Below are 15,012 nucleotides of genomic sequence, written 5' to 3'. Positions count from 1 at the left end.
CTACCCCCTAAAAGTTAATGTATCTTGCTTAGAATTCTCTGCTGTTCATGCTCTGTTACTTTCTTAGTTTGAAGAATGGACTTAATCGTATCTACTGCTGTTTTCATTTGTGAATCATTTAAACCTACTTCAGTATCTTTTAGTAACTGTTTTAATTGTTCATAGGGTTTAATTACCCCTTTGGTGAATTCATCATGATCCAAGTTTCTGTTTTTATGTATCATTGCAGAGTTAAGACAATGTTCTAAGAGAATTAAATTAGTTTTTAGATTAGTTGTATGATAATGTTCTATGAATTTTTCTACGTTAATCAGATCATCTCTATGATCTATAGAATAAGTGTGGATATTATTTATATTTTTTTTGCATAGGTTGCTTAGTGTAGTTTTCGGTCCAAATTCTAGCGTATGCGTTACACCTTGTTGTTGGAAGTACATCATTGTATCATACCATCTTACGGTTTCAGTCATCTGTCTTTTCAACAATTGTATAACGTCTTCATTTTGTTTATATGGCAATGCTGTTACATTTGAAATAATAGGCCATTTCTCTTTGTTGAAATGATATTTTTGTAATTCGAATACTAGATTTTCAGCTGCTTCTTTCATCATTGGACTATGAAAGGGACCGCTCACATTTAAAGGAGATGTTGTGGAAGATGTTTCTTGGAGTATAGTCATAACTTTATCTATTGAAAATCTATGACCTGATATTACATTTTGTTTATTTGAATTATTACAGGCAATAACAACTGGGTGACGATCTGTTGATACATTTTCACATATTTCTTTTAGTTGGTTATAACTAAATCCCACGACTACAGACATGGTCCCTTCTTCAGAGGATATTGAATTCTGCATTAAAATTCCCCTCTGTCTAACCATCTTTACTGCATCTGAAAATGAAATTGAACCAGCGCATGTTAGAGCACTATATTCCCCTAAGCTATGCCCTGCTAACAGCATAGGCTCTAGCCCTACTTCTTGCATAAAAATTTCAAAGGCAATAACACTAACAGTTAAAATAGCTGGTTGTGCATTCATTGTTTGTGTCAATTCTTTAATATTAATATTACCTTCAAAACATAGTTTACTTAAATTCATACCAAGTGCTTCGTTAGCTTCTTCAAAACGATGTTTTGCAAGAATGTATTGATCATAAAACTTCTTTCCCATACCAATATATTGAGAGCCTTGTCCTGGAAAGAGAAAAGCTAATTTACCCATTTTACTAACCTCGATTCTATAAAAAAATTAAATTTATACTAGGCTTCGATATTATGAGTAAAATAACTTAACAAATTGATGTAAATGTTGTAAGATATAAAAAGGACAGATGTATCCCAAAAAAAGGGTACTAGTCTGACACCCATGTAAATTCCGTGAGTCCTGCCAAAGATGCACTGGAATTTATATGGGTTTATTTTTTTATATCAGTCAACTTCCATCCATTTGTGTTATTTTCTACCATGCTAATTATTATTTATATACTATAAAACTCCAAAAATCAACAATAATTTTATTATTTAACATGTTTTTTACATTTTTTAATAAATAAAATAGGATTTTAAACTAGTTTATTTTGAAGTTCAATCATATTAAACAGTTAATGATAGTTAATGATATCTTATATTGAAAAAATAATCAATTACTTTTTTCCATATTTTGTGACAATGACATAAACTTCTGTTCATAAGTTATATATATGTATTAAATTTTTATTAAAATTAATCATATCCAATTTGTATTTTTTATGCTTTATTGTCTAAATATTGTACCTCTATGTTGAATAATACTATACAATTTTTGAATATTACAATGAACATCATTAATAATAAGTATTAATATTATTCATATATCCCATTTTAAAATAGTTGTAGTAACTATTTATCACTCTCAATTGATTTATTACGTTTATTCAAGCTAAAAGTTCAAATATCTTTGCATATAAAAAAATCGTAAGTCTCCTCAATCAATCGAGGATAACTTACGATTTTTTTTTTAAATAATTTATACTATTCTACAATAAGACTTTTAGGTGAAGTTTTTATTATTAACTTTGAAGCAAACCATGTCCCTAATCCAACTGAAATGACTGCAAACGGTACGACCGCTACAATTGGATACCAATCAATAATTAAAGGCATTTCCACTATACCATAGTCAGCTAAAATGATATTTAACAAAATGGGTAAAATGTAAAGACCAATTGGAATACCAATAATTACACCTGCTGTTGAAAGAAACAATGATCCTGTTGTAATGGAATATCTTATTTGTCTTGAAGTCATTCCAATAGATTTATATATTCCGTATACTCTACTTTCTTTTTTAATGTTCATACTGTTAATATTATAGGTAATGATGAAAGCAATAATCAGAAATAATAAACCCATAACAGATACGGGCAAAATTAATATGGACACAGCTTGTGAAAAGGTTTCATTAATTAATGTATCCTGAGTTGCAATAAAAATGTGATCTCCGTACTTCCTTGTTAGTTCATTTACTACTAGATCTTGTGAAACTCCTTGAAGTACGTTGAATAAAAACAATGGATTCTCTATTTCTCCTTTAAGATTAAGCTTGTTTACAGCATCTGAAGTCATTCTTGCTGAGTTAGACAAGTTTGCAATTGCTTGATAAACCCCAGTAATGGTATATGTACCTTTCGTATTTTGAATGTAAACGTCAATTGTATCCCCCACGCTTTTATTTAACTTTTTAGATACATTAACACCAATAGAAATTTCATGTTCATCTTTAGGGTTTTCACCGAGGATGTTTTCAAATCCAATGTCATCAAATTTTCCATCAGTTGTCATAATATAGACTCCTGTATCCTTGCCACTACTATTTATGTGTTCAGTTTCTGAAATGATTCCGTACAGATTACCAATATTATTCACATTTTTAATTCTGTTATCATTTACAAGATCTTGTTTTAAAGTACTTACTGATACAACTGATGTATCAAGAATTTCAACGTTTATATCAGAATTGTCATAACCCCAAAGAGGAATCGTCTTATGAATGGATACAATACTGAATAAAAAAACACATCCGAAAACGAGAACAGACGTGGTCAATGCAGAAATCATAATCATGAGTATTGATCCACGAATATTTTGCAATATCCTTCTTATTCCAATGTCAATTGTCACTGGTAATAGCCCAAACCCAATCATTCTATTTTTTGAAGCATTTAGTCTTTTAGATTTTTTCATGTTTTCTTTTTCAGTCATGCCATATCTAATGGCTTGTGCAGGTTGAATTGATTTTGCTTTAATTGCAAATAACAGAGAGACCAAAGTAACGATTGAAATGATCATAACTCCAATAAAAAAAGCATCTTTAGAGAAATTTAGGTTTAATAAAGCATCTTTTGTTTCCAAGTAGGAAAGGGACATTCTAATAATCACTTTTGAAAAATAAAAACTAAAAATAATGCCAGGAAGGACGGAAATAGCTGATAACAGAGCATACTGAATTACATAAACACGGACCAAGTGATCAGATGATATACCCATAGATTTGATAATTCCAATTGTTTTTACATTGGATAATATGGTATCAGATATCGTGTATCCTATCGTATATAGAGCTGCCAGAATCATGACAACTGCAAGAAAAATCATAATAAAACTGATCAATTGATTTATAATTAAATAGAAAGAAGAAATACTCTCAAAATCCTGTGACGTTTCTAAAAAAGGACTACCAAGGGCTTGTTCAAATTGATTCCAATGAAAACTTTGATTATTTATATTTTCGTAACGTAAACCCATCATAAATTTATCTGTTCCCTGCATGTTAGCCATATATTGACTATAGTCCAATGGGTTCATCCATATTCTTGCAGTGATTGTAAAGGGCTGGCTAAATGGAATGTCTGCCACAATAGCTGACACCTTTAAAAATAGTACTCCGGTTTCCGTTTTAAAGCCCATTGGGTCTCCAATGGAAATATCCTTTGAATAAGCCAACGATGTTGGAATCCAAATTGTTCCTTCACTAGGTATGTTAGATTTCATACCACTTGCAATCATCAACTTGTCAACTGAAGATGGAACTGGCGGAGTATTCATCATGTACAAACTAATATTAGAAATTTCCTTGTCTCCATGTGTAAACCATGATAGACTTCGGTATTTCATTAACTCAGATGTGTTCACTCCTTCTTGTTCTTGCCACCAACGATAGATAGGATAAGGATTGTATAACCCATCTTCAAAATATAGGATTTGATGAGATCCGTTTACCTTATTATGCATACTAGAAAAAACTTCATCTGTATTATTCATAACCAAAACTGCTGTTGAAAGGAGTAAAGTAGACAACATAATAATGATTGCAATCATCCCATTTTGAATTTTCTTCCTTCTCAAGCTGGAAAAACACAACAACCATACAGAATACATTCTATTACTCCTTTCCCGAAATGAATGAATAAATTCTCTTTTCTCTCTCTTTCAAATCTTCAGGTTTATATTTACTTAACTCTAAAATTCCTTCTACCATTCCATCCTTAATAAGAATAAGTCTATCAGCCCTACATGCTGCTTTTAAATCATGTGTTACCATCACTACGGATTGTCCATATTGATTTACATTTGTTAAAATATCCAGTATATTATTGCCTTGTTCAAAATTTAAAGCACCCGTCGGTTCATCTGCAAAAATAACCTCCGGTGTACTAATTAATGATCGAGCAATGGCTGCTCTTTGCTGTTGACCACCAGAAACCTGAGATGGTAATCTTTGGTTTAGCTTTTCGATATTCATTAATTTCATCAGTGATAATGCCTTTTTTCTTACTGCTGATTTATTGTTGCCCGCTACATACCCTGGGAAAGTAATATTTTCAAACAAAGTAAGGTCAGGCACTAAATTAATAGACTGATAAACATAGCCGATTTTATGTGATCTGAACCTTGCCATATCTTCTTCTGAAAATAAGTCAATTCTTCTATCTTTAAAATAAATTTCACCATGAGTTAGATTATCCAAGCCGCTTAACATATATAATAGGGTTGATTTACCGGAGCCTGAACTTCCCATAATCACCGTAAAATCACCTTTGTAAATTTCTAAATCTATGTTTTTAACTGCATGGAAGGTCTCACTTCCACTACCATACACTTTTGAAATTCGGACAGCTTGCAATAGTATTTCTTTGTTTGTATTACAATTCTTTTTATTTACATTCGCAGTTAACATCATTTCACCATCTTTACACTTCTCTTCTTTTTATGAACCACCAGCTGAAATAAAATAAAATGATTGTAACAATGGAGGAAAACACGATTTGCATTACTATAGAAGGATTATAAAGCAAATATGATAATCCGATCCCTACTCCTTCTCTCAATGTACCTATGGCCATACTAACTGGTATAACAATAGATAAAACTATATATAATCCGATCCCTAATACATGTTTATAACAGGTAACTAATAAATTGATGAAAGAAATCACAAGTAAATATGAAAAAAACTGATATAAGAACATTCCTACTACACCACTTCTATCCCAGTTAAAAATGGCCATAATATTAAAATATTCTCTAACACTAGCGTTTAAATAATTGCTTTCAAAAAAATACCAAATCATATTAAACAAAGAAAATATAATACTGTAAAAGACATATGTCCATATAATGCCATTCATATAATCCTTTCTTGATGCTCCAAGACTTAGTAAACGTCTAAAAAAATATAATGGAAGTATAAGAGGAACTACTAAAAGAAATACAGTTATTACGTTGGCAACAGAAATTCCAATCGTATCATTGATCCCGCTCATATTAAAAACAGTATCTAAAACTCCCTGTAAGGCTACTGCAAGAATAAACACAAAAAATGAGAATTTTAATATATTTGAATTTGCTTTAACAATACTTAAAGATCTATTCATTTCCATCTCCTCCTATAGCATAATACGAGAAAAATTTTTGCAATGGCATATTATCCACTGTAAGTTCCATTGCAGCTGCCTTTTCTTTTTCTTCAATTGTCAAAGTATCAAAGATAGCAGCGATAGCAATACTTCCATGAGTTTCTCTATGAATCATATTCTTGTCTTGCAAAAAAGATTCTACCTCAGTATTTTTACCTGAAATAAAATATGATTTATTCTTAATATTTTCCATATCATCTGATAGCTTAATCGAACCAGATTCCATAATATAAATTTTTTCTACGATTTTAGATACTTCATCAATTAAATGTGTCGACATAAAGATTGTTCGAGGGTGCTCTGCAAAATCCTCAACAAGAATATTATAGAATTTCTCTCTCATTAAAGGATCCAAACCTAATACAGGTTCATCAAAAGCAGTAATAGGCGCTCTACTCGCAAGTCCGATGGTAATCCCAACTAATGATTCCATTCCTCGGGAAAGTTTTCTAAACTTTTTATTTGGATCAAGCTCAAAAAGTTTTAATAACTTATTGGCAAAATCCCAGTCCCAATTTTCATAATAAGGTGCTGCATATTCTAATAAATCAATGACCTTTGCGCCGCCAAAGAACAAGTTTTTTTCCTTGACGTAACAAAGTGATTTAGGAGTCTCCCCTCTTTTTAATTGATTTCCATAAAATTGAATATCCCCTTCATCTTGAAAAATGCTGCCGCTAATTAAATTTAAAAAAGTTGTTTTGCCTGCTCCATTCCTTCCCAACAGACCGTAAATTCTATTCTCCTCAAGCTGTATGTTTATATTTTTTAAAGCTTCTGTACTACCGTAATTTTTGAGTAAGTTTTTGGTTTCTAATACGACTTGCATTTTATTCACTCCTCTTTCCATTTTTAATTAATTCAATCACATCATCCGTCGTTAAATTTATTTTTTTAGCTTCATTTAACATTTTCTGTACATATTGACTATAGAAAGAATCTCTTCTTTTTTTTAAAATTTTCTCTACCGCACCTTCAGCAACAAACATACCCAATCCTCTCCTTTTGAACAAAATACCTTCTTCTACAAGCAAATTGATTCCTTTTACTGCTGTGGCAGGATTAATTTGAAAAGTTTTTGCAAAAGCTGTGGTTGACATGACTTGATCATCTATCTCATAGGTGTGGTTTATAATATCATCTTCGATCATCTCAGCTATTTGTAAAAAAATCGGCTGCCTATCATCAAAGCTAGCCTTCAATATAATCACCTCGAATCTAACTAGCACAAAGCAATACTCAGTTGGTTAGTTACTTATGTAATTAACCATATATGCTTTAGAAATATTTGTCAAGTATATTTTTCTTGAAAAGAAAAAAACTTCCAGTATTTCATCAAAGGAAGTTTTAAAAGAAAAATAATTGGGATGTGAATTTTTAAATGTATATATTTTTTAAACAAATAATCACATTAGAAAGGAGAGAATAATATGAATTCAGTAATTTATAATCCTACAGAGAAAAATCAAGCTTGTATTGACATATGCAACCAATGTATGCAAGCTTGTGAAGAATGTATGACTTCTTGTTTACATGAACCAGATGTACAGGATCGAATTCATTGTATTAAAATGCTTCGAGATTTTGCTGACATTTGTGCTTTCACAATTTATGGCTCGTAATAGAGCAGTCATGCTAAGCAAATGTGCAGCCTTTGCTCTGAAATTTGTACTGCTTGTGCAGAACATTGTGCTAAATTTCAAGATACACATTGTCAACAATGGGCAATAATATGTCAACAATGTGCTGCTGAGTGCAGAAAAATGGCTAATTAAACACATTATATTAAAATTAAAGTTGGGTTCGCCTGACTTTAATTTTAACCCTTAATCTAAAAAAAATATGACATTACAATATTAGTACTTTCACAATTTTAGGATATTCTCAATTGACATATACTATGCAGGGGTATAGTATAATAAATATGAGAACTTTTTGATTTTTTTATATACAATGCCTCAGATGTCACATATTTATTAACTTTTTATAACCAATGAGAGGTGGTGGAATTACTTTGAAACCGGTTATTGAGTTTTGTAAAACAAATTTAGAGAATGGTACTCAAAAAACTTTAGATTACTTAAATAAAGATCAAAATTTAGATATTGAATTGTATGACTGTTTAGAAAATTGCCCAACATGTGCTGAATCATTGTATGCATTAGTAAATAAAGAAATAATTAAAGGGAATGATCCCGATGATCTAGTTGAGAACATATATAAATATTTAAACGAACGATAAAACCGTATTAAAACAAAAGTTTCTGACATTATTATTTGTAATAATCACACCCTATTCTGTTTTATAAAGGAGTAGGGTTATTTTCATTAAAATGCTTGTATTACAACCTTCATGTATCCATTCATAATTTTTCCTTCAATCGATCATACTCTTCTACCGTTATCTCACCTCTGGCTAATCGTTCTTTTAAAATATCAATATGATGAGTGGATCGTTTATTTCCATTCATATAGTTTTTCAATAAAAAGACACCTAATAAAACTAGCACTCCCCAAAAAAGGAACATTCCTATCATCATTATCCCTCCTCCTTGAAAACCTGCACAATTATCAAACCAATGCATCATTTAAAGTCATCTCCTTTCTCTATTTTTATTTTAACAGTCAATTGTGCAGAATCTTTGAAGAATGCTCAAGTGAATCGATTACATAAAATAAAAACCCTAATAGATCAAGAATTTTCTGACCTAATGGGTTCTATTTTAATTTTAATTTTAATCATAATTACACTCTAATTTAACCTTTAAATTTAAACCTTAAACGCCTTCATCGCTTTACGTAATTCTTTAATAGATGGTCGCTTTCCATACATCAATACACCTGTTCGATATATTTTTGCAGATAACCAACCGCCACCTAAAATCGTGGCAAGTAAAATACCCAAGGATAACCAAATTTCCCATAATGCAGGTTCCCCAAGACCAATACGTAGTGTCATCACAAACGGGGTGAAAAAGGGAATAAAAGAAGACCAAACAACTAGTGCTGAATCAGGCATACTGATGCTAAAGATAGCAATATAGAATCCAGCTAATGAAATAAATGTCATCGGCATGATCGCTTGACCTAAATCCTCTGTTCGGCTTACGATAGAGCCTATAGCTGCAAATAATGTAGAATATAACAAGAAACCCATGAAGTATAATAAAATTGAATAAATGATTATTGGTAAAATCATTGTCATGTCTACATTGCTCATATCTAAATTAATCTGTTGCATCACCTCTGCATTATGAGGCAACAGTATGTTAACTACTAATACAGCAACGAATATTAAAATTTGACTCACACTAACGATAAACATCCCAATAATTTTGCCAAACATTTGTGTTAAGGAAGGAACTGAGGTCACTAAAATTTCCATCACTCGAGAGCTCTTTTCTGTTGTAATCTCAGTTGCGATTAATTGACCTGAAATCATGATTCCCATAAAAAGAAGGATAATTACAGCATAGGAAATAAATAAGGACAGAGCCTCTTCAGTTTCATTCTTCTCCTCTATTTGTTTTCCTCCTTGGGCAGTATCCGTATCTGATAATTCCACACTTTCAAAGGAAACAGGGGAAAGTAGGATATTTTGCTCTTCACTAGACAAACCAAGTTCTTTCGCCACAATGTCTGTTTTCAATAACTTAAAAACATTTTGCAATTGATTTTGAAGATTAAATCTTAGAGAGGTTTGGGAAGTATACACTACAACTGGAAAACCATCCACTTCCTCGTTTTTTAGTTGAAGATATCCTTCTATTTCACCAGCGTCCAACTTATTCATTGCCATTTGTTCGTTTTCTTTTACCGTATCTTTGTCACCAAAAAGTACAATCTCAACATCTGTATCTTCTTGTTTTTGAAAATATTGGTCAACACTCTCAGCTATTCCTGAATTATCCTCTAAAAAACCGATTTTTGTAGGTTCATCAGAAGAAAACAAAGTGATTATGTAAGGAATATTCAAACCTATACACAAGATTAGAGCTATAATTAACGTTGTAATAATAAATGCTTTTGTTTTGAGTTTATTTCGAATTGTGAACCCTGCTACTGTAAGTAATTTATTCACTTCCCTCACCTCCAACAACTTTAATGAAAATTTCATTTAATGTCGGCTCTAAAACTTCAAAGCGGGAAACGGTGCTCTGATCCATAGCTAATTTTAAAATATCCTGTGCTGCTTCCACCTCAGAAATGTTGATTTCGTAACCGTAAGACTTTTTATGAACAGATTTTACACCTGTTATGGACTGAAAACCTGATATCTCATTTTCAACACCTAGAATAACTCTTTCCCTTGGAAAAGTAGATTTAATTTTTTTAATGTTTCCTTTTAGTACCGTTTTAGAACGATCTAATATTGAAATATTACTACATAATTCCTCTACATGTTCCATACGATGTGTAGAAAATAGAATACACGTACCCCCATCTCTTAAGTCCTTCACCGCCCCTTTTAAAAGCTCAACATTCACAGGATCCAAACCGCTAAATGCCTCATCTAATATTAAAATTTCTGGATCATGGATGACAGAAGCAATGAATTGAATTTTCTGCTGGTTTCCTTTAGAAAGCTCCTCTACTTTTTTATTGTAATACTCAGACACATCAAAACGCTCGAGCCAATCTTTTAAGTTTTTATCTGCTTGTTTTTTGGAGTAACCTCTCAACTGAGCCAAATACAACAGCTGATCACTGACTTTTACTTTAGGATATAAACCTCTTTCTTCCGGCAAATAACCTAGTTTACTAGTTAGCTCTTCTGTAAAAGCTTTTCCGTTATATAATATTTGACCTTCATCTGGGTATATCAATCCCAGTACCATGCGCATCGTTGTTGTTTTTCCAGCACCATTGGCACCTAACAAACCATAAATTTCTCCTTTTGAAACCGATAAATCTATATGATCTACCGCAGTTTTATCTACAAATTGTTTCGTTACCTGATCCAACTTTAAAGTTGTCATAACAAAACTCCTTTCTAATAGTGACAACCTAATTCCATCTAATATTAACATATGAAAAATTATAACAAAAACTACGAAATCTCGAAAAGCTAGTCGAGATTTCTTAAGCAAAAAAACGATCAAGAGATAGTCTCCTAATCGTTTTTACGGTAAAACCAAATGATGGTTGCAATAGATTTTCAATTTCTTTAAATTAAACACGCTGACCATGTTTATTTAATAAACGTTCTTCAAACTCTTTATCTGGATTTTTCTTTTTCTCTTTATCGTACCATTGACGGAACGTATATAGTAAAAATCCGCCATACATAAATTCTTGAATTAATTTCATAATAACGCCACCCAACTGTTGATCCTCTGCAGGTTTTGTAAAAGCAAATGCTTGTGGGCCTGAGAATAAGTTCAAAATCTCTGTTGAACTGGCAGGGAAACAATAACCTAATGCTTGAGCCCAAATCGTTGGATCATTAAACGAACCATACAACGGTGTACGAGAAAATATTATAAGTGCACATGCTGGGGTAAGTAAAGCTCCATTTAAAAAGATATACCCCATCTTTTTAACACCCCATATTTTATCCATTTCAGGGACTGGACAAACAATCGGCCACCACATCATCATGGCAGCAACAAATAGAAGAATGTAATAAGCTGTATGCACATTATAATGGACCATCACAAAATCATGAACCATCGGAATATGATAAATTGAAAAAGCCGCATTAAAAAACAGTACCGTAAAAATCGGATGAAGTAAAAAAGTGCCTTTTTTAATCCATTTCAAATTGAAAAAAGCTCTTAGAAACCATACAGGCAATCCTAAAATAAGAAATGGTGGTGCAACAATGTATACAATGGACATCCCAATCATATGTCCTGTAAATGTTAAATGAGCTAATAAATCTAATGGTCCTCCATGTGAAAGATATACAAGAAATAAACCAAATAAAAATGAAACTTTCTGGATTAACTTTACTGGTTGCGAATCTTTAAAACGATCTCTACCAGGACCCACTAACCATAAATACAAAGTTGCAATAAACAAGGTGAACATAAGAAACAGTGGACTCCAAACCGCATTAAAACCAAATTGCTCGACTAAACCAAACATAAAGCATCCCTTCCTTGATCCCAAAAAATGAATAAATTTCTATCTTTATTTTTTGTGAGGACCATAAGATTTTTAATAAAACTACTTTGAAAAAAAGAGCAAATCAAAGAATTTGCTCCTTTTTGTCAACTTTTTACCACCAAACCCAATAAATCGCCATAATAAACGCGGTTATTGCAACAAATGTCCCTGTAGCTAAGAACAAAATTTGAAAGAAATGACCACGGTCTTTCATATGCATCCAAAATGCTAATTGAATTACAGCTTGAAAGATGGCTAGTATTACGATAAATATTTTGATGAATGTTGCATCTAATGCAGTATTAGCCACTGCCATAAATGCAAGTAAAGTCAGAAAGATTGAAATTACAAAGGCAATAATATGATTCTTAGGTCCCTCATGAATTGTACCTCGTTTAACTCTATCTTGTACCTGTTCTTGATTTGCTTCCATATAATTAACCTACCTTTCCCATAAGATATACAATGGTAAAGATAAATACCCAAACCACATCAATAAAATGCCAGTACAGTGATGCTACATAAACTTTAGGAGCAGTAGTTGTGTTAAGACCTTTTACTTTTAGTTGGATGATTAAAAGTCCGATCCATAACACACCCAACGCTACGTGGGCTCCATGAAACCCTACTAAAGCATAAAACGATGAACTAAATGCACTTGTCGTAAATCCATGTCCTTCATGAACGTAATGATAAAACTCATAAATTTCTAAGACTAAAAATCCAAATCCTAATAATACAGTTACACCTAACCAGATCATCAAGTTTTTCACATTCTTATGATGCATGGCTTGAACAGCAAATACACTGGTCAAACTACTTGTTAACAATATAAAGGTTGCGGCTGCAACTAATTTTAAATCAAATAATTCTGTTCCTGTAGGTCCATCTAAAACACTGCCTCTTAACGCTAAGAAAGTGGCAAACAAAGTACCAAAAAGTACAGTTTCTCCGCCTAAAAACAACCAAAAGCCTAATACCTTATTTCTGCCCTCTAATGTCGCTTTTTCTGGTTCAGGAGGCAGTTTATCTAAGTGAGCTTCCGCATGACTCATGATTAACCCTCCTTCTGTAATTCTTCTACTTCAATATGATAACCGTGATCATCGTAAACTGATCTTAAGAACATACAAACAAATGTGATGGCTAAACCTAAGATCGCAATTATATCATTCCCAAATAAGCTGTTTATTAATGCACTGTCAAACTCATAACCACGATACATAAAACCAAAACCTGCTATAAATAATCCTAATGACATAAAGAAAGGTAAAATAGATGGTGATGGCATGTGTATAGGACCCAATGGTTCAGCAGGTGTCATTTCTTTTTTACCATCCATTTTTTCCAACCAGAATGCATCCAAACCTCTAACTAAAGGCAATTGTTTAAAGTTATATTCTGGTGAAGGTGAAGGAATTGACCATTCCAAAGTACGACCATCCCATGGATCAGCTGGAGCTTTTGGTCCTTTAATCGAAATGATAACGTTTATTAAAATTACGATAACACCAGCAGCCATGAAGAACGCACCAATCGTACTTACAAAGTTTGCTGTATCCCAGCCTTGATTTGGCAAGTAAGTAAATACACGTCTAGGCATTCCCCATAATCCTAAGAAATGTTGGATAAAGAAGGTTAAATGAAATCCAGAGAAGAATAACCAAAAACTCCACTTACCTAATGTTTCATTTAACATGCGACCGAACATTTTTGGCCACCAGTAGAAAACAGCTGCTAATAAACTTAATACAATTCCACCAACAATAACGTAATGGAAATGCGCAACTACAAAGTAACTATCATGAAACTGGAAATCAGCTGGAGGTATAGCAAGCATTACCCCAGTTACTCCACCCATAACAAAAGTTGGAATAAATGATGTAGCATATAACATTGCAGTGGTAAACCTAATTTTACCTCCCCAAATCGTAAATAACCAGTTAAAAACTTTAATTCCTGTTGGGATTGCTATCAACATGGTAGCAACACCAAACAATGCATTTGCTATGTCTCCCATACCTGTTGTGAACATATGATGAGCCCATACCATAAAACTTAAAAATCCGATTAGTGCCGTTGCAAATACCATAGAGCTATATCCAAACAAACGTTTTCTTGCAAAGGTAGGTAAAACTTCTGAAATAGCTCCGAATGCAGGAAGAATTAAGATATATACTTCTGGATGTCCAAATATCCAGAAAATATGCTCCCATAATACTGAGTTACCACCAGTTGCAGTAACAAAAAAGTTTGCATCGAACAATCTATCAAAAGAAATGTATATTAATCCTACGGCTAATGCTGGAAAAGCAAAAAGAATAATTCCTGATGTAATGAAAGATGTCCAAGTAAACAACGGCATTCTCATAAACGTCATACCTGGTGCTCTCATATTAATAATCGTTACAAGAAAGTTAATCCCACCGACTAACGTTCCAATTCCTGCAATTTGTAATCCAATTGCATAATAATCTGAACCCGTTCCACTAAATTCGGTTCCTGATAATGGTGCATAAGCTGTCCATCCTATATCTGGTACCGTACCAGTAAACCAACTAATATTTAATAATACTCCTCCAAAGAAAAAGGTCCAAAAACCCAATGAGTTTAAGAAAGGAAATGCAACATCCCTTGCACCAATCTGCAGCGGGACTACTGCATTCATTAACCCAAAAATCAATGGCATTGCTGCTAAGAAAATCATGGTTGTTCCGTGCATGGTCATAATCTCATTATAGGTTTGACCAGATAATAACCATGATTCACCATCAGCTCCCAAAGGGAACATTAACTGAAGTCTGATCAAAAGGGCTTCTATCCCACCAATAACAAAGAATAAGCCACCCGCAGCGAAGTAAAGTATGCCAATTTTTTTATGATCAACGGTGGTAATCCAATCCATCAATCCTCTATACTTTTTAACCGAGTGCGCCACTATTT

Annotated in this window: 15 protein-coding genes and 1 pseudogene; 3 read left to right on the top strand and 13 right to left on the bottom strand. The window is 32.6% G+C overall.

Annotation, left to right across the window (positions count from 1 at the left end; genetic code table 11):
• Positions 1-14 precede the first annotated feature (14 nt).
• The 6 genes from fabD to ERL59_RS14120 form a co-directional block, all read right to left on the bottom strand.
• Positions 15-1,226: an ACP S-malonyltransferase gene (gene fabD / locus ERL59_RS14145; RefSeq protein ID WP_160646871.1), complete on the bottom strand. Its 1,212-nt coding sequence runs from the start codon at positions 1,224-1,226 to the stop codon at positions 15-17.
• A gap of 788 nt (positions 1,227-2,014) precedes the next feature.
• Complete coding sequence (locus ERL59_RS14140) at positions 2,015-4,420, bottom strand: ABC transporter permease (protein WP_160646870.1); 2,406 nt, start codon at positions 4,418-4,420, stop codon at positions 2,015-2,017.
• Positions 4,421-4,424: 4 nt separating this feature from the next.
• On the bottom strand, positions 4,425-5,219 hold the full coding sequence (locus ERL59_RS14135) for an ABC transporter ATP-binding protein (RefSeq protein ID WP_160646869.1): 795 nt from the start codon (positions 5,217-5,219) through the stop codon (positions 4,425-4,427).
• Positions 5,220-5,232: 13 nt separating this feature from the next.
• The gene (locus ERL59_RS14130; protein WP_160646868.1) at positions 5,233-5,916 is read right to left on the bottom strand and encodes a hypothetical protein; all 684 of its coding nucleotides are present in this window, start codon (positions 5,914-5,916) and stop codon (positions 5,233-5,235) included.
• Positions 5,909-6,787: an ATP-binding cassette domain-containing protein gene (locus ERL59_RS14125; protein WP_160646867.1), complete on the bottom strand. Its 879-nt coding sequence runs from the start codon at positions 6,785-6,787 to the stop codon at positions 5,909-5,911. Before ERL59_RS14125 ends, ERL59_RS14130 begins: the two co-directional genes overlap by 8 nt.
• A 1-nt stretch (position 6,788) precedes the next feature.
• The gene (locus ERL59_RS14120; RefSeq protein ID WP_328699955.1) at positions 6,789-7,169 is read right to left on the bottom strand and encodes a GntR family transcriptional regulator; all 381 of its coding nucleotides are present in this window, start codon (positions 7,167-7,169) and stop codon (positions 6,789-6,791) included.
• A gap of 219 nt (positions 7,170-7,388) precedes the next feature.
• Between ERL59_RS14120 and ERL59_RS21120 the strand changes: the two genes are divergently transcribed.
• From ERL59_RS21120 to ERL59_RS14110, 3 genes and pseudogenes are all read left to right on the top strand, one after another.
• Complete coding sequence (locus tag ERL59_RS21120; RefSeq protein ID WP_235929900.1) at positions 7,389-7,580, top strand: hypothetical protein; 192 nt, start codon at positions 7,389-7,391, stop codon at positions 7,578-7,580.
• Positions 7,581-7,598: 18 nt separating this feature from the next.
• Positions 7,599-7,733, top strand: a pseudogene (locus tag ERL59_RS21620) (four-helix bundle copper-binding protein); the annotation flags it as partial.
• A 239-nt stretch (positions 7,734-7,972) separates the two neighbouring features.
• Positions 7,973-8,200, top strand: a complete 228-nt coding sequence (locus ERL59_RS14110; RefSeq protein WP_407925717.1) for a DUF1450 domain-containing protein — start codon at positions 7,973-7,975, stop codon at positions 8,198-8,200.
• 121 nt (positions 8,201-8,321) lie between these two features.
• Here the strand turns inward: ERL59_RS14110 and ERL59_RS14105 are convergent, their stop codons facing one another.
• From ERL59_RS14105 to ctaD, 7 genes are all read right to left on the bottom strand, one after another.
• Positions 8,322-8,546: an SHOCT domain-containing protein gene (locus ERL59_RS14105; RefSeq protein ID WP_160646865.1), complete on the bottom strand. Its 225-nt coding sequence runs from the start codon at positions 8,544-8,546 to the stop codon at positions 8,322-8,324.
• Positions 8,547-8,728: 182 nt separating this feature from the next.
• Entirely contained in the window at positions 8,729-10,039 is a 1,311-nt protein-coding gene (locus ERL59_RS14100) for an ABC transporter permease (protein ID WP_160646864.1), read from the bottom strand.
• On the bottom strand, positions 10,032-10,937 hold the full coding sequence (locus tag ERL59_RS14095; protein WP_160646863.1) for an ABC transporter ATP-binding protein: 906 nt from the start codon (positions 10,935-10,937) through the stop codon (positions 10,032-10,034). Before ERL59_RS14095 ends, ERL59_RS14100 begins: the two co-directional genes overlap by 8 nt.
• Positions 10,938-11,130: 193 nt before the next feature.
• Positions 11,131-12,048, bottom strand: coding sequence for a cytochrome c oxidase assembly factor CtaG (gene ctaG, locus ERL59_RS14090; protein WP_160646862.1), 918 nt, complete (start codon positions 12,046-12,048; stop codon positions 11,131-11,133).
• 133 nt (positions 12,049-12,181) lie between these two features.
• The gene (locus ERL59_RS14085) at positions 12,182-12,502 is read right to left on the bottom strand and encodes a cytochrome C oxidase subunit IV family protein (protein ID WP_160646861.1); all 321 of its coding nucleotides are present in this window, start codon (positions 12,500-12,502) and stop codon (positions 12,182-12,184) included.
• A gap of 4 nt (positions 12,503-12,506) precedes the next feature.
• Positions 12,507-13,124, bottom strand: coding sequence for a cytochrome (ubi)quinol oxidase subunit III (locus tag ERL59_RS14080; protein ID WP_160646860.1), 618 nt, complete (start codon positions 13,122-13,124; stop codon positions 12,507-12,509).
• Positions 13,125-13,126: 2 nt separating this feature from the next.
• On the bottom strand, positions 13,127-14,974 hold the full coding sequence (ctaD, locus tag ERL59_RS14075) for a cytochrome c oxidase subunit I (protein WP_160646969.1): 1,848 nt from the start codon (positions 14,972-14,974) through the stop codon (positions 13,127-13,129).
• Positions 14,975-15,012 lie beyond the last annotated feature (38 nt).

Origin of the sequence: Chengkuizengella marina, assembly GCF_009910845.1 — a bacterium.
In the GTDB taxonomy this organism is placed as follows: Bacteria; Bacillota; Bacilli; order Paenibacillales; family KCTC-33759; genus Chengkuizengella; species Chengkuizengella marina.
This window is presented reverse-complemented; position numbering and strand designations above follow the sequence as displayed.

Coding starts and splice junctions, on each gene's coding strand:
- fabD (WP_160646871.1), bottom strand. CDS start 1,226: ATGGGTAAATTAGCTTTTCTCTTTCCAGGACAAGGCTCTCAATATATT.
- ERL59_RS14140 (WP_160646870.1), bottom strand. CDS start 4,420: ATGTATTCTGTATGGTTGTTGTGTTTTTCCAGCTTGAGAAGGAAGAAA.
- ERL59_RS14135 (WP_160646869.1), bottom strand. CDS start 5,219: ATGTTAACTGCGAATGTAAATAAAAAGAATTGTAATACAAACAAAGAA.
- ERL59_RS14130 (WP_160646868.1), bottom strand. CDS start 5,916: ATGAATAGATCTTTAAGTATTGTTAAAGCAAATTCAAATATATTAAAA.
- ERL59_RS14125 (WP_160646867.1), bottom strand. CDS start 6,787: ATGCAAGTCGTATTAGAAACCAAAAACTTACTCAAAAATTACGGTAGT.
- ERL59_RS21120 (WP_235929900.1), top strand. CDS start 7,389: ATGAATTCAGTAATTTATAATCCTACAGAGAAAAATCAAGCTTGTATT.
- ERL59_RS14105 (WP_160646865.1), bottom strand. CDS start 8,546: ATGATGCATTGGTTTGATAATTGTGCAGGTTTTCAAGGAGGAGGGATA.
- ERL59_RS14095 (WP_160646863.1), bottom strand. CDS start 10,937: ATGACAACTTTAAAGTTGGATCAGGTAACGAAACAATTTGTAGATAAA.
- ctaG (WP_160646862.1), bottom strand. CDS start 12,048: ATGTTTGGTTTAGTCGAGCAATTTGGTTTTAATGCGGTTTGGAGTCCA.
- ERL59_RS14085 (WP_160646861.1), bottom strand. CDS start 12,502: ATGGAAGCAAATCAAGAACAGGTACAAGATAGAGTTAAACGAGGTACA.
- ERL59_RS14080 (WP_160646860.1), bottom strand. CDS start 13,124: ATGAGTCATGCGGAAGCTCACTTAGATAAACTGCCTCCTGAACCAGAA.
- ctaD (WP_160646969.1), bottom strand. CDS start 14,974: ATGGATTGGATTACCACCGTTGATCATAAAAAAATTGGCATACTTTAC.